This is a genomic window from Aeromonas sp. NJAU223 (assembly GCF_051125555.1).
GTDB classification, from domain to species: Bacteria; Pseudomonadota; Gammaproteobacteria; order Enterobacterales; family Aeromonadaceae; genus Aeromonas; species Aeromonas veronii_G.
The window spans coordinates 1,580,460-1,604,185 of record NZ_CP144204.1 but is presented as its reverse complement, the minus strand read 5'-3'; the positions used below and the strand labels follow the sequence as shown (position 1 = coordinate 1,604,185).

At 58.9% G+C, this 23,726-nt stretch carries 18 protein-coding genes; 8 read left to right on the top strand and 10 right to left on the bottom strand.

Annotated elements, in window-relative coordinates; translation table 11 throughout:
• Nucleotides 1–114: 114 nt before the first annotated feature.
• Genes pseF through VZC39_RS07465 form a run of 5 tightly spaced genes read left to right on the top strand, consistent with a single transcriptional unit; the run spans nt 115 to nt 4,648 of the window.
• A complete protein-coding gene (gene pseF / locus VZC39_RS07485) occupies nt 115–810 on the top strand; it encodes a pseudaminic acid cytidylyltransferase (RefSeq protein WP_434667140.1) in 696 nt (231 codons plus the stop codon).
• Nucleotides 800–2,056: a UDP-2,4-diacetamido-2,4,6-trideoxy-beta-L-altropyranose hydrolase gene (gene pseG, locus VZC39_RS07480; protein ID WP_434667137.1), complete on the top strand. Its 1,257-nt coding sequence runs from the start codon at nt 800–802 to the stop codon at nt 2,054–2,056. The genes pseF and pseG overlap by 11 nt, the downstream gene beginning before the upstream one ends.
• Before the next feature lie 6 nt (nt 2,057–2,062).
• Nucleotides 2,063–3,109, top strand: a complete 1,047-nt coding sequence (gene pseI / locus VZC39_RS07475) for a pseudaminic acid synthase (RefSeq protein WP_434667134.1) — start codon at nt 2,063–2,065, stop codon at nt 3,107–3,109.
• Nucleotides 3,102–4,391 (top strand): motility associated factor glycosyltransferase family protein, encoded by a 1,290-nt coding sequence (locus VZC39_RS07470; RefSeq protein WP_434667131.1) that lies wholly within the window; start codon nt 3,102–3,104, stop codon nt 4,389–4,391. Before pseI ends, VZC39_RS07470 begins: the two co-directional genes overlap by 8 nt.
• The gene (locus VZC39_RS07465) at nt 4,388–4,648 is read left to right on the top strand and encodes a hypothetical protein (RefSeq protein WP_434667128.1); all 261 of its coding nucleotides are present in this window, start codon (nt 4,388–4,390) and stop codon (nt 4,646–4,648) included. Before VZC39_RS07470 ends, VZC39_RS07465 begins: the two co-directional genes overlap by 4 nt.
• 20 nt (nt 4,649–4,668) lie before the next feature.
• Here the strand turns inward: VZC39_RS07465 and VZC39_RS07460 are convergent, their stop codons facing one another.
• The 7 genes from VZC39_RS07460 to flaA form a co-directional block, all read right to left on the bottom strand.
• Nucleotides 4,669–6,750, bottom strand: coding sequence for a motility associated factor glycosyltransferase family protein (locus VZC39_RS07460; RefSeq protein WP_434667125.1), 2,082 nt, complete (start codon nt 6,748–6,750; stop codon nt 4,669–4,671).
• A 6-nt stretch (nt 6,751–6,756) separates the two neighbouring features.
• Entirely contained in the window at nt 6,757–6,999 is a 243-nt protein-coding gene (locus tag VZC39_RS07455) for a hypothetical protein (RefSeq protein WP_349921767.1), read from the bottom strand.
• A 50-nt stretch (nt 7,000–7,049) separates the two neighbouring features.
• Nucleotides 7,050–7,472 carry a flagellar export chaperone FliS gene (gene fliS / locus VZC39_RS07450; protein ID WP_349921766.1) on the bottom strand — a complete coding sequence of 141 codons (423 nt, stop codon included), beginning with the start codon at nt 7,470–7,472 and terminating at the stop codon, nt 7,050–7,052.
• 37 nt (nt 7,473–7,509) lie between these two features.
• Nucleotides 7,510–8,901 (bottom strand): flagellar filament capping protein FliD, encoded by a 1,392-nt coding sequence (gene fliD / locus VZC39_RS07445; protein ID WP_349921765.1) that lies wholly within the window; start codon nt 8,899–8,901, stop codon nt 7,510–7,512.
• A 30-nt stretch (nt 8,902–8,931) separates the two neighbouring features.
• Nucleotides 8,932–9,354 (bottom strand): flagellar protein FlaG, encoded by a 423-nt coding sequence (locus tag VZC39_RS07440; protein ID WP_349921764.1) that lies wholly within the window; start codon nt 9,352–9,354, stop codon nt 8,932–8,934.
• A 41-nt stretch (nt 9,355–9,395) separates the two neighbouring features.
• A complete protein-coding gene (gene flaB, locus VZC39_RS07435; protein ID WP_349921763.1) occupies nt 9,396–10,301 on the bottom strand; it encodes a flagellin B in 906 nt (301 codons plus the stop codon).
• Between the two features lie 620 nt (nt 10,302–10,921).
• Nucleotides 10,922–11,833, bottom strand: coding sequence for a flagellin A (flaA, locus tag VZC39_RS07430; protein WP_349921762.1), 912 nt, complete (start codon nt 11,831–11,833; stop codon nt 10,922–10,924).
• Between the two features lie 390 nt (nt 11,834–12,223).
• On the opposite strand from flaA, the gene VZC39_RS07425 reads away from it, so the two are divergent.
• Entirely contained in the window at nt 12,224–12,856 is a 633-nt protein-coding gene (locus VZC39_RS07425) for a trimeric intracellular cation channel family protein (RefSeq protein WP_349921761.1), read from the top strand.
• Between the two features lie 99 nt (nt 12,857–12,955).
• Complete coding sequence (locus VZC39_RS07420) at nt 12,956–13,363, top strand: hypothetical protein (RefSeq protein ID WP_349921759.1); 408 nt, start codon at nt 12,956–12,958, stop codon at nt 13,361–13,363.
• 66 nt (nt 13,364–13,429) lie between these two features.
• On the opposite strand, the gene thiI is transcribed toward VZC39_RS07420, so the two are convergent.
• Entirely contained in the window at nt 13,430–14,878 is a 1,449-nt protein-coding gene (gene thiI / locus VZC39_RS07415; protein ID WP_349921757.1) for a tRNA uracil 4-sulfurtransferase ThiI, read from the bottom strand.
• A 193-nt stretch (nt 14,879–15,071) separates the two neighbouring features.
• On the opposite strand from thiI, the gene VZC39_RS07410 reads away from it, so the two are divergent.
• A complete protein-coding gene (locus tag VZC39_RS07410; protein WP_434668400.1) occupies nt 15,072–16,031 on the top strand; it encodes a hypothetical protein in 960 nt (319 codons plus the stop codon).
• Nucleotides 16,032–16,132: 101 nt separating this feature from the next.
• Here VZC39_RS07410 and pbpC read toward each other — a convergent pair whose 3' ends face one another.
• Both pbpC and VZC39_RS07400 read right to left on the bottom strand, forming a co-directional pair.
• The gene (pbpC, locus tag VZC39_RS07405) at nt 16,133–18,499 is read right to left on the bottom strand and encodes a penicillin-binding protein 1C (RefSeq protein WP_434667116.1); all 2,367 of its coding nucleotides are present in this window, start codon (nt 18,497–18,499) and stop codon (nt 16,133–16,135) included.
• A 7-nt stretch (nt 18,500–18,506) separates the two neighbouring features.
• Entirely contained in the window at nt 18,507–23,354 is a 4,848-nt protein-coding gene (locus VZC39_RS07400; RefSeq protein ID WP_434667113.1) for an alpha-2-macroglobulin family protein, read from the bottom strand.
• Between the last annotated feature and the right edge of the window lie 372 nt (nt 23,355–23,726).

Genomic DNA, 23,726 nt, shown 5'->3' with positions numbered 1-23,726 from the left:
ACTCCGTAGCAAAAATCAGTAATATTCGTTAGAAAGTCGATATAATATCAAAAATAATCAATGAGTTGTCCGCAATAATCTCGACAATCACCACATCTTGAGAGAGTTTGTATCATGGCCATCGCCATCATTCCGGCCCGAGGCGGCAGCAAGCGTATTCCACACAAGAACATCCGCGCATTCTGTGGCCAACCCATGCTTGCTTACGCCATCAATGCGGCCCGTGCAGCTGGGTGCTTCAGCCATATCGTGGTCTCCACCGATGATGAGGAAGTAGCCGGCGTTGCGCGTGAACTCGGTGCCGAGGTACCTTTTTTACGTGCCGCCGACCTCGCTGATGATCATACCGGCACCACCCCCGTGGTGATCGATGCCATCCGGCAACTCGACCACCTGGGCATGACCGCCGAACACTATTGCTGCATCTATGCCACTGTCCCCCTCATCCAGGCCGATGACCTAAAGCGTGCACATCAGTATCTGCTCGCGAGTCAGGCCCCCTTCGTTTACACGGTCGCGGAGTTTGGCTTCCCCATTCAACGAGCGGTACGCATGGATGAACGAGGATGCGTCACTCCCTTCTGGCCCGAGCAGATGGCCCTGCGTTCCCAGGATCTGGAGCCTGCCTATCAAGATGCGGGGCAGTTCTATTGGGGAAGTCGTGCAGCCTGGCTGGGGAACATCAGTCCGGTAGGTGGCAACGGCGTAGGCCATATCTTGCCAAGGCACAGGGTGGTCGATATCGATACGCCTGAGGATTGGCACCTGGCCGAGCTACTCTATCGGGCGTTGCAACAGCATGGCGCTTGAGGTCGCGTTTCGGCTCGACGCAGGCCCCGAGATAGGGTTGGGCCATCTGATGCGCTGTCTGGCCATAGCCGATCGATTGCAAGTGGCGGGGGCCGAGTGTCACTTTCTTTGCCATGAATTGCCATCTCACCTGCAACCCCTACTCAAGCAACACCGCTATCACCCTCTTGCAGCACTGGATGATGTGGGCCCCTTGCCTCATTTACGACCAGCCTGGCTTGTCGTCGATCATTACGCCATCGCACAGTCCCTTGAAGCCTCTCTGGCCCAGCACTGCGGTCAATTGCTCGTGCTCGACGATCTGGCAGATAGGCCACACCACGGTCAATTGCTGCTGGATCAGGGGCCCTTGCGCACCAAGGCCGACTATCAGACCCTGATCCCTGACAATTGCCGACTGCTGCTCGGTACGGATTATGCGCTGCTGCGCCCTGCCTATCGCCAGCTTGCTCGCCGAAACATCGCCCAATGGCGGCGTGGTCTCATCTGCTTTGGCGGCGCCGACCCGGCCGGCGCTTGTCTCATCACCCTCAATACCTTGGCCCAATTGCCTTGGGCAAAAAACATGTCGTGGACTCTGGTGGCCGGCTCGGCCAATCCTTTCTGGGACCAGTTGCAGCAAAAAGTGGCCGAGCTGCCCGATCTTCAGATCGATTTGTTGTGCCAAAGCGATCAGATGGCACTGCTGATGGCGCGGCACGATTTTGCCATCGGTGCGGCAGGCGGCATGACTTGGGAGCGAGCCTGCCTCGGGCTGCCAACTCTGGCGGTCCCCATCGTCGACAACCAGCAATTCAACGATGAAGTGATCGCCCGCTTCCAGCTGGCCGAACGCATGACGCTAAGTGAGTTGGCCGAACCGGCACGCCTCGAGCAGGCCTTGCTTTCACTCGAACGGCGAGCTGAGGCCTATCGTCAACGTGGTCAGCAACAAGTGGATGGATTGGGGCTCGATCGTCTCATTGCCTGGTTGCTGCCTCAAACCAACTATCAACTGCTGCCAGAGGGGCAAGCGTGGCAACTTCTGCATAAAGGGACGCCACTACTCAATCTAGAACTCGCCGGCCAACAACTGCATTGGCAGGCACATCGTCCACTTAGATCCGAAGATTGGCAAGAGCTGGCACATCGCTTGCTAATCATTTTCTCTCATTTTCCACTCTATCTTGCCAACTCGCCGCAAGTGACGCCGCCCTCCCCCTGGTTGTCGGCGCCATCTGGTTGGCTACTTGGCGCAGGAACCTAATCACAGATGCAGATTGCCCATCAATCCATCGGCCCGACTCAGCGCCCCTATGTGATCGCCGAATTGTCGGCCAATCACAACGGAGACCTGACTCGCGCCCTGGCCATCATGACCGCGGCCAAGGAGGCGGGAGCCAGTGCAGTCAAACTGCAAACCTATCGTCCCGATACCATCACTCTCAAAAGCGATCGCCCCGAATTCCAGATCCATGGCGGCTTGTGGGATGGCCACAGTCTGTATGACCTCTACGAGTGGGCTCATACCCCTTGGGAGTGGCATCAGGCTCTGTTTGCCAAGGGACGTGAGCTGGGGCTCACGGTTTTCAGCAGCCCATTCGATTTCAGCGCTGTCGATCTGCTCGAATCGCTAGAGTGCCCGGCCTACAAGATCGCCTCTTTCGAATTGGTTGACCTGCCCCTCATCCGTCATGCCGCGCAGACCGGCAAACCCCTCATCATGTCCACCGGCATGGCAAATGAAGCCGAGATCGCCGCCGCGGTCGAGATGGCGCTCAAGCACGGCAATGGCCAGCTGGCCCTGCTGCACTGCGTCAGCGGCTACCCGGCGCCGGCGGCCGAGTACAACCTGCGTGCAATCCCCATGATGCGCCAACGCTTCGGAGTCGAAGTGGGTCTCTCCGATCACACCCTGGGTGCAGCCACTGCCATTGCTGCCACTGCCCTTGGAGCCACCGTCATCGAGAAGCATTTCACCCTGGCACGCGCCGATGGCGGGCCGGATTGCGCCTTCTCTATGGAACCCGCAGAGTTAACCGAGCTTGTGACCTCAGTCAATACTGCCCATGCCGCACTCGGTGTCGCCGACTATCAGCTCACCCCCAGCGAACAGGACAACCGCGCATTTCGCCGCTCTCTCTATCTGATCAAGGAGATAGCCGCTGGAGAGCGCCTGACCGAGGCTCATATCAAATCGGTCCGACCGGCCCTTGGCCTCCCCCCTGCCGATTACGATCGCCTGCTCGGCAAGCGGGTCACCCGGAGTATGGACGCCAACCAACCGCTGAACTGGGAGTGGATAGCACAGGATGAATGAAGAGTTGCTTCGCAATCAGCTGGCGATGATAGAAGAACGCTGGCCCACTCTGGCCATCACGCTATCCAATGCCCAGTTGGGGGAGCTGCAGGTCGAACTGTGCGAAGGCGCGGGGAGCACGCTCCTGGTCAATCATATTCAGCTCAGCAGCCGCCATGACCGTATCGCGGAGGCGCAGTTGCAGGCCAACAGCCTGCCAGATGCGCGTGAACTACATCTCTATGGTACTGCCCTTGGGGATTTGCCTCCTCTTTTGCTGGCCCGCCCGGATCTGGAACGACTGCATATCCACATCCTGAACCACGCCTTGTTTACACTGCTGCTGGCATTGCTGGAAATGGAGTGGCTGCAGGATCCCAGGCTCCAGCTCAGTCTGGCCAGTGATGAAACTGAAATCTCATTGCCCTTCTTCGCCATCCCCAGTGAGCTGGAACTGGCGGAGACAGCCGCCAGCCGTATCCGTGGCCGATTGATCAGTGAAATCTCGGCCGAGTATACCAAGTTGAGATTTTCGCCGGACTCAGCACGAGTCCAGTCCAGACTCACTGAAAACCTGCCATTGATACGTTCGGACGGTGACGTTACCAGTCTGTTTGATTCAGCCCCTCATGGGACGGCGCTGGTTATAGCCAGTGGTCCGACACTGCAGCAACACCTCCCCCGCTTGGCGGCATTGCTCGACTGCCATCCAGACTGGCAATTGCTCTGTGTTGATACCGCATTGGCCCCGTTAAGGCAGCATCACATCACTCCTCATCTGGTTGTCTGCATCGACGACAGCTTGACCCAGAACCATCTGGCCAGTGACGGTCTCATCACAGTGCCACTGGTTTATACCCCCATGGTGCCTAACGTCACATTGAACAGCTGGCCCGGGCCAAGGCTCACCGCCTATTCCATCAGCCCCATGTACCAGAGCCTGCGCGAGTCACTGCCCAAAGGGGTGCTGCATCAAGGAGGGAGCGTCCTGCATCCTGCTGTCGATCTCGCCGTCAACATGGGCTGCAGCGACATAATCCTGCTGGGTTGCGATTTCGCTTTTCCGGGAGGGCAGACCCACACAGGCTGGCAGGATGGCGCACTCGGACCAACCGTTCACCAGACGTTCAGCTGGACACTGGATGGCCACGGTCATCGAGTGGCAACCAATCCCAATTTCACCACTTATCAGATTGAGCTGGAACGCTACATCGCCAAGCATCCGCAGACTCGCTTCTGGAATACCAGCCGTGATGGCGCGGCGATCTTGGGGAGTCATTATCATCCGGAGTTTGTATCATGAGTCTGCGACAAGAGTGCATCAACCTGGCCCAGCGCTTCCGACTGGGTCATCATCTGGAAAGTGCGCAACATTTGCCTGTGTTGATTGAGAAAGTGCTGACCACAATTCCCGTGGCTCAGCATGCGAATATTGCCGGCATGGTCGCGGCAATGTTGGCTTGCCAGGAGCGTAGCGACTGGCTGGGACTGGCCGACTGGCTGGAAGGTGAGCTGGTGATGCTGTTGGACTCGGCAACCCAAGAGGGCCGTGATCAATGATCAGGCCCTCTTAAGGCACTCTATTTGAATACGTTCAGCCCCACAAAATAAGCGGTATCATGCCGCTCTAGTGCATCGGCGTAGATGCTCTTCGCATCGTCAAAAAACTGCTCCAGTATGCCAATGGCGACATCCAGTTTTTCGCTAAGTGCAGTCGCATCACTATTCATCTCGGCAAGCATCAAGCTGATGATATTGGCGTAGAAGTAGTTCAGTGATCCAATCAGAACCCGATACAGATGCCCCTCATTGCTCATCAGGAGATAAAGCAGATAATCGTGGTGTCGTTGCATCATCAGTTGAATGGTATTGTGTTCACGATCCACATTCTGCCAGTCATGGCGCAATTTCTCGATGATCTCATGAAACAGCGGTACGTTGATGGCAGCCTGGAAATCGATGCTGGTAACATCAAATGACTGGAAACAATTAGTCAGGATCTCATCAACGACGGCCCGCTTGTCAATATCAAACCAGTTCGGTATCAATGCCTCGACACGGCGGGGAGAAGCCCCCTTGATATAAGCCCCATCACTACTATTGATACAATTTACATCAGGGTGAGTCGCTAGCACCTGCTCCATATTATGGATTGCCAGTCCGAACAGATGGTTTATACGAACCTCTCCGCCAAAATTGGCCCGAGCAGGGAAGGTGTCTTTCAGGTTCTGTTGGTACTTTGCCTCTTGTTTTTCATTGTAATAAAGGCTTAGTTTGGAATGGTGTTTGTCCGCCGATTTATATCCATTATCGATACCAAATAGATATACTTCCTTGAATCCTAACAGCGCGGCATAATTCACCCCCGTATTTCCTACGAAAGGATTGGAGTACTGAATAGCTTCGTACTCAAACTTTGATCCAAAACGCGTGGACAATATTTTATACATGGGTTCATTGGGCTTGAATGCCATCCCTGTTTTACGGAAGAATTCCTTGCACTCAGGATGAATGACATCGACACTCAGAAAAACACAATCTTTGATGAAGTCATCTGCATTCAATATTCGCAGAAAATCGGCCGAACTTTTGGTGCGTTCGACGGCAACATAAATATCAGGCTTGATATCAGCCTTATAGAGAGCACTCACTGCCGTACCGCAGGCAATAATGATGGCCTGATGCTGATGTTGCCGAATAAAATCGATACTTTGATCCAGTGAAGGACCATTGCCTACCACAAAGACCGGCAATGTCGCAGCCAGCCTGGTGTCTCGGTCCCGCTTCAAGAATGGGGTTCCGTCTTGCAGGTGTGTATGGCTGTGGGCTAATGCGTACACATTGTCATCGAAAAATCCCCAACCGGTTCTGAGCAAGTAAAATTCATTTTCGACTTGCTGAATAAGGGCATCCAACTTGGGGGAATGGTAGTGACGGAAAGAGAAGTATGCGGCTGACCAAAAAGCGCCCTTGCGATGCAAGGCCTCCATCATGTCTGCAGCTAATAACTTCTCGTCAACACCGATGAATAGATGCAGAGTCAGAGACTCTTGCTCCATATATATCAGCAATGCATGCCAATCAAAACAGAACAGCGAGGCATAGAACAGGTCAAGGTCTGGCTCAAAAGCAAACAGATTCCTTATCTTGCATCGCTCGTAAAGATAACCCAGTTGATAACCGAGTCCTACACCATACATCAATGACAAAGGAATATCCGTGCTCAAGGCATCTTTGAGTAGTGGACTGCCCTGGCTGGATTTCTGCTTTAGCTTTGAAATTTCATTGTTGTACTTGATATGAATTTGATCGTCAAAATACCACTGCGGGGCGAAGTCAATACACTGCAACGTACTCTGTTCGAGCACTTCATTGATTTGGAGTTGTGCATCGGCGAAGGGGTCTTCACCATAGAGTGCTATTTCAGTATCCAGCCACAGAAGATTGGGAATGCCATTTTCATTGCAGAAGAAGCGAAATGGACGCACCGGCTGATAATCCACGAAAAAATCATGAATATCTGGCATGTATTTCTTGAAGGCTTCCATGTTGTTTTGAAAGCGCAGTGGCAACATCTGGACCATCGCCGCTTCTTGTTCATGCTGCTGGCTCAACCGAGAAAGCTCTGCTTCTATTTCGCCAATCTTCTGTGTGATATCCATCAGTCGTTATCCTGCGTGTTTCTTGTACAACTCGGTCGCTCGTCCTGCCTTTGACAGACTCAACAGCTCGGTTTCTATTTGGCTTCTTTCTCTTTCGACCAGAGCCAGCAAGTCTTTAAACTGCAGCAGCACTTGCCGTCCTTCATGCTGCAAAGCATGAGGTTTCGCATCGCTGAAATGTTCATCCAGCCCTGAGAGATAAGTATCCATCAAGGCCTCGACATCGCTGGGGGGGCTGACTGTCAGCATGGTCCGGATCCTCTCCCCCAAGGCATGAAGTTCTGCCAGCTCGGTAGGCATCACTCGACCTTCTCTGATTGTTGACGGGCAAGTGCCTGCGCACGTTCTTCCGCTGGGATTGCATCCCAGCCACTCTTGATGGTCAACATCAGCTGACCGACTTCGTCCAGTGGCGTCGTATCCATGCTGCGGCTGGCATCCTGCAGACGCTGTTTCATGTAGTCATAGAGTGCAAACAGATCTTCCGGCACCTTGCCATAGGAGAGATCCAAGGCATCTTGCAGGCCATTGATAAGTGCCATGCATTTGGAGATGGCAACCGATTTCCCTTCAAAATCCTTGCGCTCTATCGCCCCTTTCGACTGGGCGATACGCTCGACACAACCTTGCATCATCAACTGGATGACACGATGAGGATCCGCGACCGCCATCTCGGCTTGCAGACTTTGAGTGGTATAGGCTTTGATATTCTTGCGATACATGACAACTCCCCTCATTCGGGATCGTGATGGAGATAAATCAGGAAGATGAAGAGCCGGATGTATTAATGAGGCTCAGATAAGAGGCCGACTGATTCATCTTGGCAAGCAGGGTGTCCAGCCCACCATAGCGAGCACGCAGGTTGGCTTCATACTTCACCAGTTGAGCAGAGGCATCCGCTTCTTTTTGGGCTAGCGTACGTAGATCTGCATTAAGAGAGTCTTCTCGCTGGGCCAGTAAACCGCCGGTCTTGGAATAGCCCTCCAGAGCTGTAGCCATTTTTCCCGCCACACCATTTTCACCACCAAAGATGGCGACGACCTGCTCAAAGTTTTTGTCCAACGCCTCATCGAACTTCTCACTATCCAGGGAGAGGACCCCCTTGTTGTCCATCTTCACACCAAGCTGGAAAATAGTGGAGAAGGTGCTCGAATTATCAGAAGGAGAGATGATGGTATTGCTCATCAGGTTGGTCACACTGCGAGTGACCGAGTCACCAGCGAGAGCGCCCCCATCGTCTTTGCTCTGACCAGCCACCATGGTATTACGCTTGCCCAAGGCTTCTGTCTTGCTCACCAAGCTGTTATAGCCATCGATAAAGCTCTTGACCATGGCTTTGATGCCATCTTTATCGGTCGATACATCTACCTTGTTGGATTTTTTGGAACCATCCGTCTCTTTATCTGACTCACGCAGCACTGTGACCTTCAAACCCATGATGGTGCCATCGAAGGTGTTGGTATCACTGGTCAGCGTGCTGCCATCGACATTGATCTCGGCGCTGCCCGCGTCCTGGGTTTGGGTCAAAGAGGAGGCGAAGTTGCTCAGGCCGGTCGTGTTGCCACTGATCTGAAGATCCTTGCCGGTACCGCTCACACCAGAATCCATCACCAGCTTGGCCTTGCCATCCGAGGTATTGATGATGTTGGCGGTCAGACCGAAGTTATCACCATGGTTGTTGATCTTCTTGCGCACGCTCTGCAACGAGTCACCGGCTTTGACATCCACGGAGAAGGTCTTGTCCCCGGCCTTGAAGGTCATGGTGCCATCTTCGGTGATCAAGGGGTCAGTGGAGCTGTCAAAGGTCCCTTCAAACTTACTGGTCGTTGCCAGTTTATTGACGGTGATATTGTACTGACCATTGGAGGAACCAGCCTTGCTCTCCACCTTGAGGATCGGGTTGTCCTTGTCCTGGGTGATGTTGACGGCACGCTTGTTGAACGCATCCGTCTTGGCCATGTCTTTGAGTGTGGTGACATAGGCAGCAATGGCCGATTTCAGCTGACCCACACCAGACAGAGTGATCTGAGCATTGGTTTTCTTGGTGGTGATTGGTTGCTGAAGCTGAGCTTTCCTCGCATTCAGACTCGCGCTGATCACACTCTCCAGATCGATATTAGACCCGGCCCCTGCCGACGTTATCGTTGCCATTGTCTTGCCTCCTCATTCACGATGACCGGTTCATATCTCGCTATCAAACAGCAAACCTCTCCTGGGATTGGCTCCGGCCTCTCCTTGGCGTAAAGCTTGGATCCGCTTGTTGATGGCAATCAACTCTTCACTGGGGATCTGACGGATCATTGACTTCGTCTCAGCATCCATGACCTTGATCACCACCTGACCAAGCTCTTTCTCCACGCTGAAGTTGACCGTCCATCCTTGTAACTGGCTGAACTCCTGCAAGTTCTGTACCTGTTTCTCGATATCTGCCTGGCTCTGCTTCATCGAAGGTGTCAACTCCTTTGACCCCTGCTTGCCTTGATGCGCAATGCCGGCATCTTCCACTCCGCCAGAAAGCAATTGAGCGGCCACTTGGCCGCTCTTGTCACTTAGCTGTACGGAAGAGCCACTGGCAGATGACAAGTTGCCCAGTTCTGTTGTCATCTTTTCTCTCCCATTTCAATTAGCCTGTCAGGCTGGTGGCTTTAGCCGAGCAGAGACAGGGCTGATTGTGGACGCTGGTTGGCCTGAGCCAGGATGCTGGAAGCCGCCTGTTGCAGGATATTTTGCTTGGTCATGTTGGCCGTTTCAGTCGCAAAGTCCGCATCGCGAATACGTGAACGGGCTGCGCTCAGGTTTTCTGAGACGTTGGACTGGTTGCGGATAGTCGAGTCAAAACGGTTCTGGACCGCACCCAGCTCGGCACGCTTGCTATCCACGGCCTGGATCATGAAGTCCAGATTGGCCATGGCAGATTGCGCAGCACTGGCCGTGGTAATGGAATTCATATTCGCAACATCTACAGGACCGCTTCCATTGGTCACACTGTAGGGCTCTTTCCCTGTCCCTGTCGCGACGGTGGCACTGCCCTTGGTAGCAGAGGCAATACCGCTGATGGTGAAAGCGGAGGTCATCTTGAAGGTGATGGTCTGACCGGCATCGGCACCCACCTGGAAGGACCCTTTGTAGCTACCATCGAGCAGCTTCTGGCCACCGAAAGTGGTATCGCTGGAGATACGATCGATCTCCGTGGTCAGTTGGTCGTATTCCTGCTGCAGTGCGGTACGGTCATCGGAGTTGTTAGAGCCGTTGGCAGATTGCTGGGCCAGGGTACGCATACGTTGCAGCATGGAAGTCACTTCATCCATGGCACCTTCAGCGGTCTGGGCGACGGAGATACCGTCGTTGGCGTTACGGTTGCCCTGGTCCAGACCGTTGACCTGGGAGGTCAAGCGGTTGGAGATCTGCAGACCCGCCGCATCGTCTTTTGCCGTGTTGATGCGCAGACCGGACGCCAGACGGGTGTAAGAGGTATCCAACGATTTATTGGTGTTCATCAAGTTACGCTGGGCGTTCAATGATGATGTGTTGGTATTGATATACATAGCCATAAAAGATCTCTCCTGATGAACAAGAAACTGCGGGCTCTGCTGTCGATACAGTCAGGATCCCACCGTTCAGATGGACAGTTTGAACGGACTGTGCCATCTGGCGGGTCCTCTGTTTGAACGGACACAGGACCCGCAGTTGCGCAAATGTTGGTTTTCCGAACACCCCTCAATTTGCTTCACACTCTGTAACGGCAGCCTCATCGGAAGCTTTAGGAAATTTATTGCCGCATTCGTCAACAAAGAGGCAAGCATCAACCGCCAGCACTCGCAATGCATCATCAAGCAACCAAGTAGGCATCATAGGAGAACAACGTTCCTGACACAGAAGGGCAGTACTAGATGAAAGATTGGCATAAGAAATGCTTGAATCTATATGTCGCCGGTTTTCCGGCGCCCATAAAAAAGGCCGACATCAAGTCGGCCAAAGAAGAGCTTACGCTCAGGAGAATAACCTCGAGGATGACAGAGTGAACGATCTGCGCAACACTCGAGGGGTATACCAAGTAAGAAAATCTCTCTTTCGATAGAACAAGGCGTAAATCCGAACACCCCATTGTTCCATCTTTCTTACCAGGGCGGCCTGAACAACCGCCCTTTTCTTTTTTCTAAAATCCTGTGGTTTAGCCTTGCAGCAGAGAGAGTGCTGACTGCGGACGCTGGTTGGCTTGTGACAGTATGCTGGAAGCCGCCTGTTGCAGAATATTCTGCTTGGTCATGTTGGCGGTTTCGACCGCAAAGTCTGCATCACGGATCCGGGAGCGCGCGGCGGTCACGTTTTCCGAAATGTTGGACTGGTTGCGAATGGTGGAATCAAAGCGGTTTTGCACGGCACCCAGCTCGGCACGCTTGCTATCCACCGCCTGGATCATGAAGTCCAGGTTGGCCATCGCCAGTTGGGCACTGCTTGCTTGCGAGATGGTCTTCACATCTGCGGCCGTGACGGCAGTCCCTGCCGCCTTGCTCACTGCATACGGCTCTTTCCCGGTCCCGGTCGCCACGGTGGCGCTGCCTTTGGTTGCCGACGCAATACCATCCATGGTAAAGGCGGTGGTCATTCTGAAGGTAATGGTTTGACCTGCATCGGCCCCCACCTGGAAGGAGCCCACATAACCGCCGTTAAGCAGATTCTGCCCACCGAAGGTGGTGTCTTTGGCGACGCGATCAATCTCTGTCATCAGTTGGCTGTACTCCTGTTGGAGCGCAGTACGGTCGTCAGAGTTGTTGGAGCCGTTTGCTGACTGCTGGGCCAACGTACGCATCCGTTGCAGCATGGAAGTGACTTCGTCCATGGCCCCTTCAGCGGTCTGGGCTACGGAGATGCCGTCGTTGGCGTTGCGGTTGCCCTGATCCAGACCGTTGATCTGGGAGGTCAGGCGGTTGGAAATCTGCAGACCCGCCGCATCGTCCTTGGCAGTATTAATGCGCAGGCCGGAGGCCAAACGGGTGTAGGAGGTATCCAGAGATTTGGTGCTGTTCATCATGTTACGCTGAGCGTTGAGCGATGACACGTTGGTATTGATATACAGGCTCATAACTTTTCTCCTAAGCTATTAAATTTTATCTTTAATTCACTCAGGCTTTATTTTTTCTGTGCCTGATATGTTTAGGTTAACGGCGCGTTTTGATGATGCTTTAGTGTTTTTTTACAGCCTTTGGAGCTGTTATCGCCGCCTGACCTATATATCGGCCCCTCTTTCCGAGTCTTGAGAAAAATGTTGGCATTTTTTCCTCATGCAACGCTCAAAGACGATGTCTCCCGCCACCAACCCCTGGGTTGGAGGCAGCCATCGCGCTTGCCCGGCAAGGCCGCAAGTCGCCGGAAACTTGGTCTGGCTCCCACTTTTGCACGCCAGTATTGCTCGTCTGCCCACCTTGCCCCTAAAATCGCCGCCCCATCATTGATCAGACCTGAGTTGTTCCCCATGCAGACGCTAGTTGAGCAGATTGTTTATATCAGCGACATGTTTGGTACTGCAGTATTCGCGTTCTCCGGGGTCCTGGTCGCAGGTCGCCTGCGAATGGATGGTTTCGGTGTCATGGTATTGGCGGCGGTCACCGCCATCGGCGGCGGCACAATCCGCGACATGATCCTGGGCGCCACCCCGGTATTCTGGGTGCGCGACCCCCTCTATATCTGGGTGGTCATCGCCACGGCATTGATCGGTATGTGGATGGTCAAGCTGCCAAGGCGCATGCCCTGGTATGTGCTGCCGGTGGCGGACGCCTTCGGATTGGCCCTGTTCACCGTGATCGGGGCCCAGAAGGCGCTTAACTTCGGTACATCAGGATTGATCGCCGTGCTCATGGGCACCATGACAGGGGTGGCCGGTGGCATGATCCGGGACGTACTGGCCCGGGAAGTGCCCATGGTTCTGCAAAAAGAGATCTATGCCACCGCCTGCATTCTCGGCGGCATCCTCTACACCCTGGCCCTGGAAATCGACATGGACAGGGTGACCGCCATGCTCATCTGCATGACGGCCGTCTTCGGTCTGCGGGTGGCGGCCATTTACTGGCACCTGTCACTGCCCACCTTCTCGTTGCAACGCAACTGACACGCACCGGCGCGGGAGATCTCACCCCCGCCGGTGCAAGATTGAACCAAGCCCGCTTTTCTGTTGTCATAAAGGGGTCGTTTCAATCCGGACTATCTCATGCAAAAACTTGGGTTCATGACCACCCTGATACTGATGATGGTGGCGGCCAATGCTGGCGCACAGGCCCTGTTCGGGCGCCTGGCATCGACCCCGGTGCAGCAGTTCAACCAGCAGATCCGCCAGGCCAGCAGCAGTCAGCAGAGCTGGGTCAATGACTACCGTGAAGTGGCGCGGCGCTTTGTGGGCCACGAGAACATGCCAAGTCGCATCCATGCCCAGCAGCTGGACAAGGATCTGGTCCTCTCGGTCGCCCTCGATGGCCACAAGAGCGACATGATCTACATCCTGACCCTGTTTCGCCGTGACAATCTCTGGCAGATGCGTCAGGCCCAGATGGGCTGGCGTTGTCTCGGTCAGGAGACCTTCACCCCTGTCCCCTGCCCCGAGTCGACCATCACCCCCTAGGGCTCGGCAGACGACCATAAAAAATCCGGCACATGGCCGGATTTTTTATGGTAAGCGCGTGCTCACTCAGGGGCGATAGACCTTCACATTGTCAAAGCCCTGCTCCTTGAGATAGAGCGCCTGCAGCTTGCTCATCACGCCGCGGTCACAATAGAGCAGATAGGTCTGCTCTTTGGGCAGATCCCCGAAGGCGGTCGCCAGCTTGAAGAAGGGGATGTGCAGCACCTCGCGTCCTTCCACCACCAGCGGTTTGTCGTCGTGCTCGTCATTGGAGCGGATGTCCAGGATGACCTCGCCGGCGGCCAGCTCCTGGGTCATCTCCACTTCCTGCACCTGGGCCGCGGTCTCTTCGCCGATGCGGCGGATGTCGAGGTAGCGAGCCTCGCTCACCACCTTGTCCAGGATGGCGAAGTCGAAGTTGCCCTCTTCGGCCTCGATGCGGGCCAGATCCGCCTTCACCGTCGGCTTCTTGGAGATGACGCCGCAGTACTCCGGCATGGTCTCGGCGAACTCCAAAGTGCCGATGCGGCGCGCCTCGCTGATGATGTCCGGCTTGTCCCAGGTGATGAGCGGGCGCAGGATCACCTTGTCGGTCACCCGATCGATGACGTTGAGATTGGTCAGGGTCTGGCTGGAGACCTGGCCCACGCACTCGCCGGTCACCAGCGCGGGGATCTGGAACTCGTCGGCCACCTTGGCGGCGGCACGCATCATCATCCGCTTGAGCACCACCCCCATCTGACCGTTGTCTACCTTCTCGAGGATCTCCGCCACCACGGGCTCGAAGTCCACCGCGGTGAAACGCACCCGGTGGGAAGAACCGAAGCGGTTCCACAGGTGATAGGCCACCTGCTTGACCCCGATCTCGTGGGCGGCGCCGCCGAGGTTGAAGAAGCAGTAGTGGACGCGGCAACCACGCTTGATGAACTGGAAGGAGGCAACCCCGGAGTCAAAGCCGCCGGAGATGAGGCTCAGCACATCTTCCTGGGTGGCAATGGGCATGCCGCTCAGCCCCTGGTGGATGGCGCTGACGATGAACAGCTCCTCGCCGTCGATCTCCAGGTTGATCTTCACATCCGGGTTCTTCAGGCGCACACCGGCGCTCTCGCAGTGCTGGTTGAGGCCACCCCCGACGTAGCGCTCCACTTCGAGGGAGGAAAACTCGTGTTTGCCATGACGCTTGGCACGCACGCAGAAGGTCTTCTCCTTGAGCTGTTCACCCCAGACCCCTTTCACCTGCTCGAAGATGTCGTGCAGGTCGGTGAACTTGCTCGCCTGCACCTCGAGGAAGGCCTGGATGCCGGGAATGCAGGCCAGCGCCGCTATGGTCTGCTCGCGGAACTGGTCATTGCGGGAGCTCACGATCAGCTTGTCCCAGTCCATCCGCACCCGGGCGTCGTCGTCGAAGCGTCGCAGGACGTTGCGGATGTTGCCCTGCAGGATCTTGATGAAGCGCTGGCGAACCGACTTGCTCTTGATGGTGATTTCCGGGAACAGCTTGATAATGAACTTCATGATAATGACTCGGGTGGCCTCGATTTAAGGGCGCGGATTATATCAGAAGTTTGCGGCCAGCGCCTACAGGCTGAGCACTCCCCCGCATATCCCGCCCATTTCCCCACACAATGTTTGCCGCCGACCGGCCATGTTGCGTATATTCCTCTGCCTGCGGTCTGGCAACCCCAACAACATACAACAGATAGGCGTGATGAAGACCTACATCTACTACCCCGGCATGGAAGTGCGGGATGAACTCTGGCTCAAGTTTGCCCTGCTCTATCTGGAGCGGCTCGCCTTCGTCTTCACCGTCAGCGAGAAAAGCGGCCTCACCGCCCTGCTGGACACCCTGCGCCAACAGACGGATCTGCTGGCCGAGCGGCCGAGCGCCGACTTCTTCTCCGCCATCAGCCCCCAGATTGAAACCCAGATCGCCGGCCTTATCGCCCCGGACTTCGTGCGCCACAAGGTGTTCGGCAACAAGGAGCTGATCACGCGCTGGCGCCAGGGCGCCAATCACGACTGTTTCTGCCCGTCTCAGGCAGGGCTTGAGCGGCTGCACGGCTTTTGCCTTGCCCACGGCTTCGCCACCCGGGACGACGGAGGCATACGCATGGCACGGCGCTTTGCCAACCTGCTCTCCATGCGCCTCGCCCGTGAGTGGGCGCTCGCCAATGAGGGCGTCCTCATCACGGATCACGACTACCTCGACCGCCTGTTGCACCTGCTCGAATCCCGCTACCACCATCGCGGCGGCCAGGACTGCTTCCACCTCGAGATCCCGTTGCAAGTACCCACTCACCTCGCCGACATCTCCTTTGCCGAGCTTGTTGCCCTGCGTGGGCGCAGCGGCTTTCGCCAGCAGCTGGCCGAGTTCCATCAGGCCCTCGATGCCCTGCTCGCCATGCTCGGCAGCGGTTATGCCGACTCCGCAGTGCTGACCCGGTTCGAGCAGGCCCAGCAAGGGCTCAACCTGCTGCTGGGACCCGATACCCGGCGTCTGCCGCTCACCACCCTCGTCAGTACCGGCTTGCCGGCCATGGCGATGATCCACCGCCTCAGGGCGAGTCACCCGGATAGCACTCTCGTCTTCCACTCCATCAAGAAGAGCCACTTCCACCAGCGCAAGAGCCAACACTTCTTCACCCGGCTGGGACAGGTCAAGCCCTGAGGCTTTCAGGGCCTGCCCTTTCACCGTCGATCGGTCATCCGGGGTGAATGACGTCAATATTTTGTCGCATTGAAATGGAGTTAAAAAGTACCCCATCCTGTTTAGGAGGGGTTTTCCAGTCGAAACTCGATGCGATCGCTATTCCCTGCCTCATCAACCACTACCAGCTGATAGCGCCCTGCCGCGCTCAACACCTGATCCCCGTCCCAGCGAAGCCGCTCGCCATTCAAGAACCAGTACGCCTTGCCGATGCCGCCAAGCACCCTGGGCTGCAGCCGATAACGCTGGCTGCGGATGAGGTTCCCCTCCCCCAGCGCCACGATCCGGATGGGGGCCTGCTGATCCGCCCCCCGGCTTTCCCCCTCGCAGCCGCTGGCCAGGAGCGCCCGACGCCGCTCCGACGGTGGGCGCCAGGGTTCGAGAGAGAGGGGCCAGAGCGCCCGCCAGGCAACGTCATCGGCATCACGGCAGCGGGCCTGGGTCGGCTTGCCCTGCGCGGTCAGGGCCACCTTGCGAAGGGGTGACGGCCAATCCATGGGATCCGGCAGGGTGGGCGGATCCCGCTCATCCAGCAGCCAGGCGCTTTGATGTTGCAGGCAGGTTTCGGTCAGGGTGATGCTCGCTCGCCGCCCGAGTGGCCAGCAGACATCGGCCTCGCTCACCGTATTGGGTTGCACCGGCACGGGGCTGTCGTCCCCGAGCCTGGAGTAAACAGAGAGCAGCAGGGGGATAGCGGCGCTCTGACCGTAGAAGCCCGGCAAGGGGGTGCCATCGGGGCGCCCGATCCAGACGCCGAGAGTCCAGCGGCCGGAAACCCCCAGCGCCCAGCTGTCCCGATAGCCATAGCTGGTGCCCGTCTTCCAGGCCAGGCGATTGACCCGGCCGGTCGCCTCGCTGGTGAAGGGCTGATCCGCCCTCCCCTGGGCACTCAGGATATGCCAGATGATCCAGGCAGCCCCGGGACTCAGCAGGGGGCGGGACACCGCCTGCTGCCCCGAGAGCCAGACCGGCATCGCCACCTGACCCTGACGACTGAGGGCGCTGTAGAGTGCCACCAGCTGCTCCAGCCGGATACCCGCCGCCCCGAGCGCGATGGCGGGGTTGGGCTTGTCCGAGAGCGCGAGCCGCACTCCGGCGTTGTCCAGTCGGTTGACCAAGCTGTCCGGCCCCAGCGCCTCCAGCACCTGCACCGCCGGCACGTTGAGAGACTGCTGCAACGCCTGGGTCAGGGTCACCGGCCCCTGGAAGGCGCCGGTGAAGTTGGCGGGTCTGTAGTCCGAGCCCAGACGGGGGGCGTCAGCCAGCAGGGAGGCCGAATGCACCAGGCCCGCGTCCAGCGCCAGACCATAGATGAAGGGTTTGAGGGTAGAGCCGGGGGAGCGAATGGCCTGCACCATGTCGAGGTAACCGTGACGCCTCAGGTTGCCATACTCGGCGCTGCCCACGTAGGCGCGCACCGCCATGGTGGCGTTGTCCACCAGCAAGAGGGCCGCCGAGGTCTGCTCGGGGAAGCGGCGGATATAGCTCTCCACCCGCCCTTCCAGCCAGCGCTGCAGGTTGCCGTCTATGGTGGTGTGCACCAGGGCCCCCGGCTGGCTGCTGGCGGCGAGGCGAGCAAACAGCGGCGCCTCCATGGGAGTGAAGTGGCCCCGGGCCAGCACGGGTTCGATGCGTCCCTGCTCCCAGACCGATGGCGCCCAGGTTCCCTGCGAGACCAGACGTTGCATCACCTTGTCGCGGGCAGCCCGTGCCCGCTCGGGATGCCGGTCGGGCCGGTAACGACTGGGGGCCTGGGGCAGCACCGCCAGCAGCGCGGCCTCTGCATGGGTGAGCTTGGCCGCACTCTTGCCGAGATAGGCGAAGCTCGCCGCCTGCACCCCCTCCAGGTTGCCGCCAAAGGGAGCCCGGTTGAGATAGACGGTGAGCAGGGTGCGTTTGTCGTAGTGCCACTCCAGTTGCAGCGCCCGCGCCATCTGGCGCAACTTGCCCGGCACGCTGCGATGGTAGGGCTCGATGAGGCGCGCCACCTGCATGGTGAGGGTAGAGCCACCGGAGACCGCCCGGCCATAGTAGATCCACTGCCAGACCCCTCGCGCCATGGCGACGGGGTTGACCCCTGGGTGCCACCAGAAGTGGCGATCCTCATAGCCGAGCAGCGCCTCTATGTAGCGGGGGGAGACTTGCGACAGGGTGACCGGATAACGCCAGACCCCGCTGGTATCGGCGAAGGCCCGCAGGGGCTTGCCCTGATTGTCGAGCACCACCCGCGCGTAGGCAGGATCGAGCGGCGGCGGCGGGAACAGTCTGTCCAGCGCCACCAGCAGCAGGCACAACAGCGCGAACCCCGCCCCCAGCAGACGCAGCCACAACGGCAGTCGGCGCAGCTGGCGGGAGAGCCCCCGCCAACCCCCGCCAAGCTGCCGGCGGGCGCGCTGCCACCAACCGGCCGGACGCACCTCGTCTTGCATGGGAGCCCTACTCAGAGATGGTCACCTCGTGGATATCCTGCCCCACCGCCCGGATCTCCGGACGATACATATCCTCCACCTGGGTTGGCGGCACCTGATAATGCCCCGGGGTCACCGCCCGCATCAGATAGACCAGCTGCTGGTTGCTCCCCTCGCTCAAGTCCAGGGCTGCTGTGTAGCGATCATCCCTGAACTCCTGATGCTTCAAGTAGTCATTCCAGTCGCTCTGCCAGGCGGGCTTGCCGTCGATCCGCAACTCCTCGAGCTTGATGCTGTTGCCAAGAGTCGGGTTTTCCAGCTCGAAGCCCGCCGGCAGCATCTCCACCAGCAGGGCGTCGGGCACCGCCTGTTCGCTCGATACGTTCAGCCGTACCACCACCAGATCGCCGACCCGCACCTTGGCGGGATCGAGCTGTTTGCCATCCCCGTTGAACCAGCTGCGGGTCACGCTCATCCCCTGGCTCACGCGGCTGGGGGCTTGTTCGGGGTAACCGATGAGGGTGCGCTGCACATAGAGAGAACCCTGCCCTTCGTTGCCCACTGTGCTCATCGTCAGCGCCTCGGGGGCGCCGAGCTGCTGGCTCGCGTGGCCAGAGAGCGAGCGCTCGCCACTGGCACTCACCATCCTGGCCTGCCAGTCGACGGCGGGGTCGACCTGGGCCAGGCGCAACAGGGCGAGGCGCTCCTGGGTACTGAGCCATTGGCGGTGGGCCAGGGTGTCGGCCAGCCTGGCGCTCAACCCGCTCCAGCTATCCGGCGCCAGCTTGTGCTGGCGCAGCAGGGCGAGCGTCAACGCCCCATCCCGCAAGGGGGAGCCATAATCCGCGAGATAATCATCCCCCCGCTCGGTCGCCAGTGCCCGGTTCAGAGCCTCGGCGCCGCCTTGCTGATCCCCCATGGCGGACAGGGCCAGGGAGAGATGCAGCAACGGCAGGCCGGAGCGGGCGTGATCGGCCTGCTGCTCCCAGATGAGGCGCAGGGTGGAGAGCGGCGCCTTGCCCACCCGTGCCAGCACATAAGCGCTGTAGGCCTGATAGGCCAAGCGGCTGTGCTCGGGAGCACTGCTCCAGCGTTCGCCATACTGGCTATCGGTGAGATAGCTTTGCAGGCGGTTCAAGGCTTGATTGAGCATGGCCTCAGGCACCGACTCACCAGCCTCCTTGCGGGTCAGCAGGTAGTCGGCGGCGTAGGCGGTGAGCCACTGCTCCTCATCGGATCGACCATCCCAGAGACCGAAGCCGCCGCTTGGCAGTTGCAACCGTTGCAGTCGCTGCATCAGGGCCCGCGGCACCTCGGTCTCACTCTGCGCCTTGGCGGGCTTGGGCAGAGGCCTGGACCAGGCCTCCCGCTCGGCGGCCGTGGTGAGCTCATAGGGCCAGGCGCGCGACAAGGTCTGCTCCAGACAGGCATAGGGATAATCGGCCAGAGCCTGCCACTGGGCTGCCGGATCCCAGGGCGGGGTACCCGAGAGGCTCAGCAGCCCCTGCAGGTTGGTGCTATCAAGCCCTGCCAGCTCGTCCGGGGCGAAGCTCATCTGCTGACCGGGGGTCAGCATCTGGTAACGCTGGCGGGTCTGGGCCGGCCAGGGGGATCGCAGGGGCAGGGACCAGTCGCGACTCATGGCAAAGCCCTCGCCGCTGGCAGCCAGCGCCAGACGCGCGACCCCGCTCGACCCCGTGACGGTGAGGGGCAGGGTGAGCCAGCGCTCCTCGCCATTCTTGAGCGCAAGGGTAGCGGGCAGCTCGCTCCCTGCCTGCAGGCCACCACTCAGGGTCCAGTCCAGGGAGAGAGATTGATCGCTGCCGCTCATGTTGCGCAACTGCACCAGAGCGCGGGTCTCGTCCCCGCGGGCGCCGAAGCGCGGCCAGCCTATCTCGGCCACCAGGGGGGAGACCACCTTGACGGCACGTTCCGCCTGACCGACCTGCAGCTCGTTCCAGGCCAGCGCCATCAGCGCCAGCTCGCCGTTGAAGTTCGGCAAATCCAGCGGGATGACCGCCTTGCCGCTCTCATCGAAGCTCACCTCGCCACTCCAGAGCGCCGCCACCTCGACCCGGCTCTCCAGGGCGCCCCCCTTCTTGAGGGCCGGGGCATCACCGCCATAGTTGAGGCGCGCCAGCTTGCCGTCCTGAGGGGGGATCACCTGGCCGTAGTTATCGAACAGGTCCTGGGCGAAGCGCTTGCGACCGAAGAAAATCTCGAACGGGTCGAGGGGTTTATAGTCGCTGATATTGAGCACGCCCCGGTCCACGGCCGCCAGTACCACCCGCCCCCGGCTGTTGGGGGTGGAGCTCGCGCTCACCTCGAGGCGAGTCAGGGGCACCGCCTTGTCCGGCGCACTCAGGGTCAGCGGCAAACGACGCGCTTCCCTGTCCAGGGTCAGGGGCACCAGACCGACCGAGCGCAGGCTCTGCACCTGCGCCGGGCTCGGCACTGCGTCACCATCCGGGGCCGCAATCTGGGCCGAGATGTGCAAGTCGTGGCGCTGCCACTCGGGACGGATGGGGATCTCGAACTCCCCTCGACCCGTGGTCGCGTCCCCCTCCTGGGCGTGCAGCTCGATGCGTTGCCACCAGCGCAGGCCATCGCCATCCTCCACCATCAGCAACCCCTTGCCGGCGCGCGGCGCCGCCAGCGTCACCCTGGCGCTGTCACCGGCCTGATAGGCCCGCTTGTCGAGGCTGATGGCTATCTTGTCGGGGCGGGCCTGTTCTCCGCCGCCGCTCCAGGCGTAACTGCCGATCTCGAGGCGCAGGCTGGAGACATGGCCCTGGCTGTTTTCCACCTCCAGGCGATACCAACCGGTTGCCAGCGGCAGGCTCAGGGGCGTCGGCCCCTTGCCATCCAGTGGCAGGGTCAGTTCCTGCTCGAGGTAGGGCTGGGGATTGTATTCATACTTCCAGCCCTCGCCCCCCGAATAGTGCCAGTAGTAGTCGCGGTATTCGTTGATGAGGCGTACCTTCACCACCCCCGCCACCGGCTGCCCCTGTCCATCCAGGTTGAGGATCTGGAACGGCAGGGGCCTGCCCCCTTCCACCCTGTCGGCCACGAAGTCCGCCTTGAGGGCGGGCCACTGGCTGCCCGCCGGCCAACCGTATTGGGTGCGACTGCGATTCACCGCCCGGCCACCGGGCTCGGAGAGGGAGACCCGGAATGCCACCTGAAGCGGACCCAGCGCCTTGACGTCGTCGAGCTGATCGACAAGGGACACGATCCCCTCCCCTCGCTCATCCAGCGTCAGGGAAAGGGGCTCGGGTTCTTTCTCCTCATCCTGCAGCCGCACGTCTCCCAGGGTGAATCCCTGCCACTGGCCGAAGGGCATGAGGGCACGGCTGATGGTCACCTCCGCCTTGGCCTTGGTGCCGCTGGCGGGGGCGCCGTAGAGATAATCCCCCTTGAGAGACAGCGAGAGCGCTTCGACATCGCCGAGCAGCTCCCCGTCAGGCCCGGTGCCAAGCTGGAGTTTCAGCCGCTCCGGCAGGAACTCCTCCACCAGGAAGGGCCACTCGAAGCGACTGCCGGCGGCGGTTTTCAGCTGGATGGTCCAGCGACCCAGGGGGGCATCCTGTGGCAATCGCAGGCTGTAGCCCGCCGCCCCCAGGTTGTCCGGCAACAGCCGCCGCTGCTCAAGCAACTGCCCATCCGGTTGCTTCACCTCCAGCTCCACCGCCATGCCGGGCAGCAACTGACCATCTTGCCCCTTGAGCAGGATCTCGCTGTCGAGCCGCTCACCGGGGCGATAGAGATCCCGTCCGCTGAACAGATAAAGCTGCTGCGCCTGCCAGGGCTGGGTACCCAGATCGAAGGCGGAGAGATCCAGCGCCGCGCCGTCGAGGCGCAGCACTGCCAGATGCTTGCCTTGCTCCGCCAGCAGCAAGCGGGCACCTTGCACCTGCTCGAAGCGGCGATGGCCCTCGGCATCCGAGCGCTGCACCTGCAGCCGGTTGCCCTTCTCGTCGAGCAGGGAGAGTTGTACGTCCTTGAGGGGTGAGGCGCTGGCCAGGGAGCTGACGAACACCTCCAGCTGATCCGGATAGCGGCGGGCGCTGAGGCCCATGTCGCTCACCGCGAAATAGGTGGTTTCCTTGCGCCAGTGGTAATCGCCAAGGGGGGACATGACCGCAAAATAGACCCCGGCCTCGGCCAGTTGCGGCTCCTTCACGTTGATGAGGCGGGTCTCGCGGCGGTTGGGATCGAGCGCGAGGGCATAGCGGCCGCTGAACACCCGCTTGGCCCGCGCACTGACCTGCTCCAGATCCCAGTTGCCCATGCCGGCGCCGGGTCTGTACTGCGCCAGGAATCGGGGCAGATAGTCCGCATCAATCCTGAAGAAGTCGATATTGACCTCATCCACGTTGACCGCGCTGATGGGCAGGCGCAGCTCCTGGCGCAGCGGCAACACCATGCCGCTGGCGGTAAAGGAGGCCCCCGCCTCCAGCGGCCGGGTCTTGAGGGTCCAGTGCTGGGCTCTGGGCCCCAGCCCCGCCTTGAGACTCACCTCATAGGCCGTGTCGGGTTTGACACTCGGGAAGTAGAGGGTGCGACCATCCTCGGCCAGGATCCACTCCCCCTGCACCTGCTTGCCCCCTTCCGTCACCCCAAGCCAGCTCTGCCAGCTGCGCCTTGGCGGGAGCGGGCCGGAGAAGACCAGGGCCAGCGCCGGGGCATTCCGGTATTGCCGCGCACTGGCCTGGCTGATGTGTTCAGGTGCGCCGGGCTCTTCCGTGCCCGCCATCGGAGTGGATCCCGCCTTGGGCTCCGCCGGTTCAGGGCCGCAGCCCCCCAGCAACACGGCCAACGACAGGGCAAGCAATGGAAGAATGCGGGGCTTGGAGAGGGGCGCGAAGAGGTACATGGATGTCATCCCGGATTGAATCACCGCGACGGCGGTGCAAGGAGTACAGGATAAGGGATCCCGTCTCATTAATACAAAATCCCTTATCCAGAACGAGATACTACATAAGTGGCATATTAAAGCAGAACAGACCATCCATGAATGTCTCAGGGATATAATTCAATCGCCACTCTCGGTAGGAACATCATTATATCGCTGCCGGAATTTATCCGTTTTCTGAACCCAGGCTAAACTGCAAACAATAGTTCACTTGTGCGCCTCGCGTGGACTATTTATGCTTTGCCGCCATCAAATCAGAACCATCAATCAAATAAATTTCAAATAGTTAGGAACCGTCTTTACAAGCCCATTGCCTGTGCCATAAATGAAGCA

Bases quoted from the DNA above. Each gene is read 5' to 3' on its own strand.
- pseF (WP_434667140.1), top strand. From the start codon at position 115: ATGGCCATCGCCATCATTCCGGCCCGAGGCGGCAGCAAGCGTATTCCA.
- pseG (WP_434667137.1), top strand. From the start codon at position 800: ATGGCGCTTGAGGTCGCGTTTCGGCTCGACGCAGGCCCCGAGATAGGG.
- pseI (WP_434667134.1), top strand. From the start codon at position 2,063: ATGCAGATTGCCCATCAATCCATCGGCCCGACTCAGCGCCCCTATGTG.
- VZC39_RS07470 (WP_434667131.1), top strand. From the start codon at position 3,102: ATGAATGAAGAGTTGCTTCGCAATCAGCTGGCGATGATAGAAGAACGC.
- VZC39_RS07465 (WP_434667128.1), top strand. From the start codon at position 4,388: ATGAGTCTGCGACAAGAGTGCATCAACCTGGCCCAGCGCTTCCGACTG.
- VZC39_RS07460 (WP_434667125.1), bottom strand. From the start codon at position 6,750: ATGGATATCACACAGAAGATTGGCGAAATAGAAGCAGAGCTTTCTCGG.
- VZC39_RS07455 (WP_349921767.1), bottom strand. From the start codon at position 6,999: ATGCTGACAGTCAGCCCCCCCAGCGATGTCGAGGCCTTGATGGATACT.
- fliS (WP_349921766.1), bottom strand. From the start codon at position 7,472: ATGTATCGCAAGAATATCAAAGCCTATACCACTCAAAGTCTGCAAGCC.
- fliD (WP_349921765.1), bottom strand. From the start codon at position 8,901: ATGGCAACGATAACGTCGGCAGGGGCCGGGTCTAATATCGATCTGGAG.
- VZC39_RS07440 (WP_349921764.1), bottom strand. From the start codon at position 9,354: ATGACAACAGAACTGGGCAACTTGTCATCTGCCAGTGGCTCTTCCGTA.
- flaB (WP_349921763.1), bottom strand. From the start codon at position 10,301: ATGGCTATGTATATCAATACCAACACATCATCATTGAACGCCCAGCGT.
- flaA (WP_349921762.1), bottom strand. From the start codon at position 11,833: ATGAGCCTGTATATCAATACCAACGTGTCATCGCTCAACGCTCAGCGT.
- VZC39_RS07425 (WP_349921761.1), top strand. From the start codon at position 12,224: ATGCAGACGCTAGTTGAGCAGATTGTTTATATCAGCGACATGTTTGGT.
- VZC39_RS07420 (WP_349921759.1), top strand. From the start codon at position 12,956: ATGCAAAAACTTGGGTTCATGACCACCCTGATACTGATGATGGTGGCG.
- thiI (WP_349921757.1), bottom strand. From the start codon at position 14,878: ATGAAGTTCATTATCAAGCTGTTCCCGGAAATCACCATCAAGAGCAAG.
- VZC39_RS07410 (WP_434668400.1), top strand. From the start codon at position 15,072: ATGAAGACCTACATCTACTACCCCGGCATGGAAGTGCGGGATGAACTC.
- pbpC (WP_434667116.1), bottom strand. From the start codon at position 18,499: ATGCAAGACGAGGTGCGTCCGGCCGGTTGGTGGCAGCGCGCCCGCCGG.
- VZC39_RS07400 (WP_434667113.1), bottom strand. From the start codon at position 23,354: ATGTACCTCTTCGCGCCCCTCTCCAAGCCCCGCATTCTTCCATTGCTT.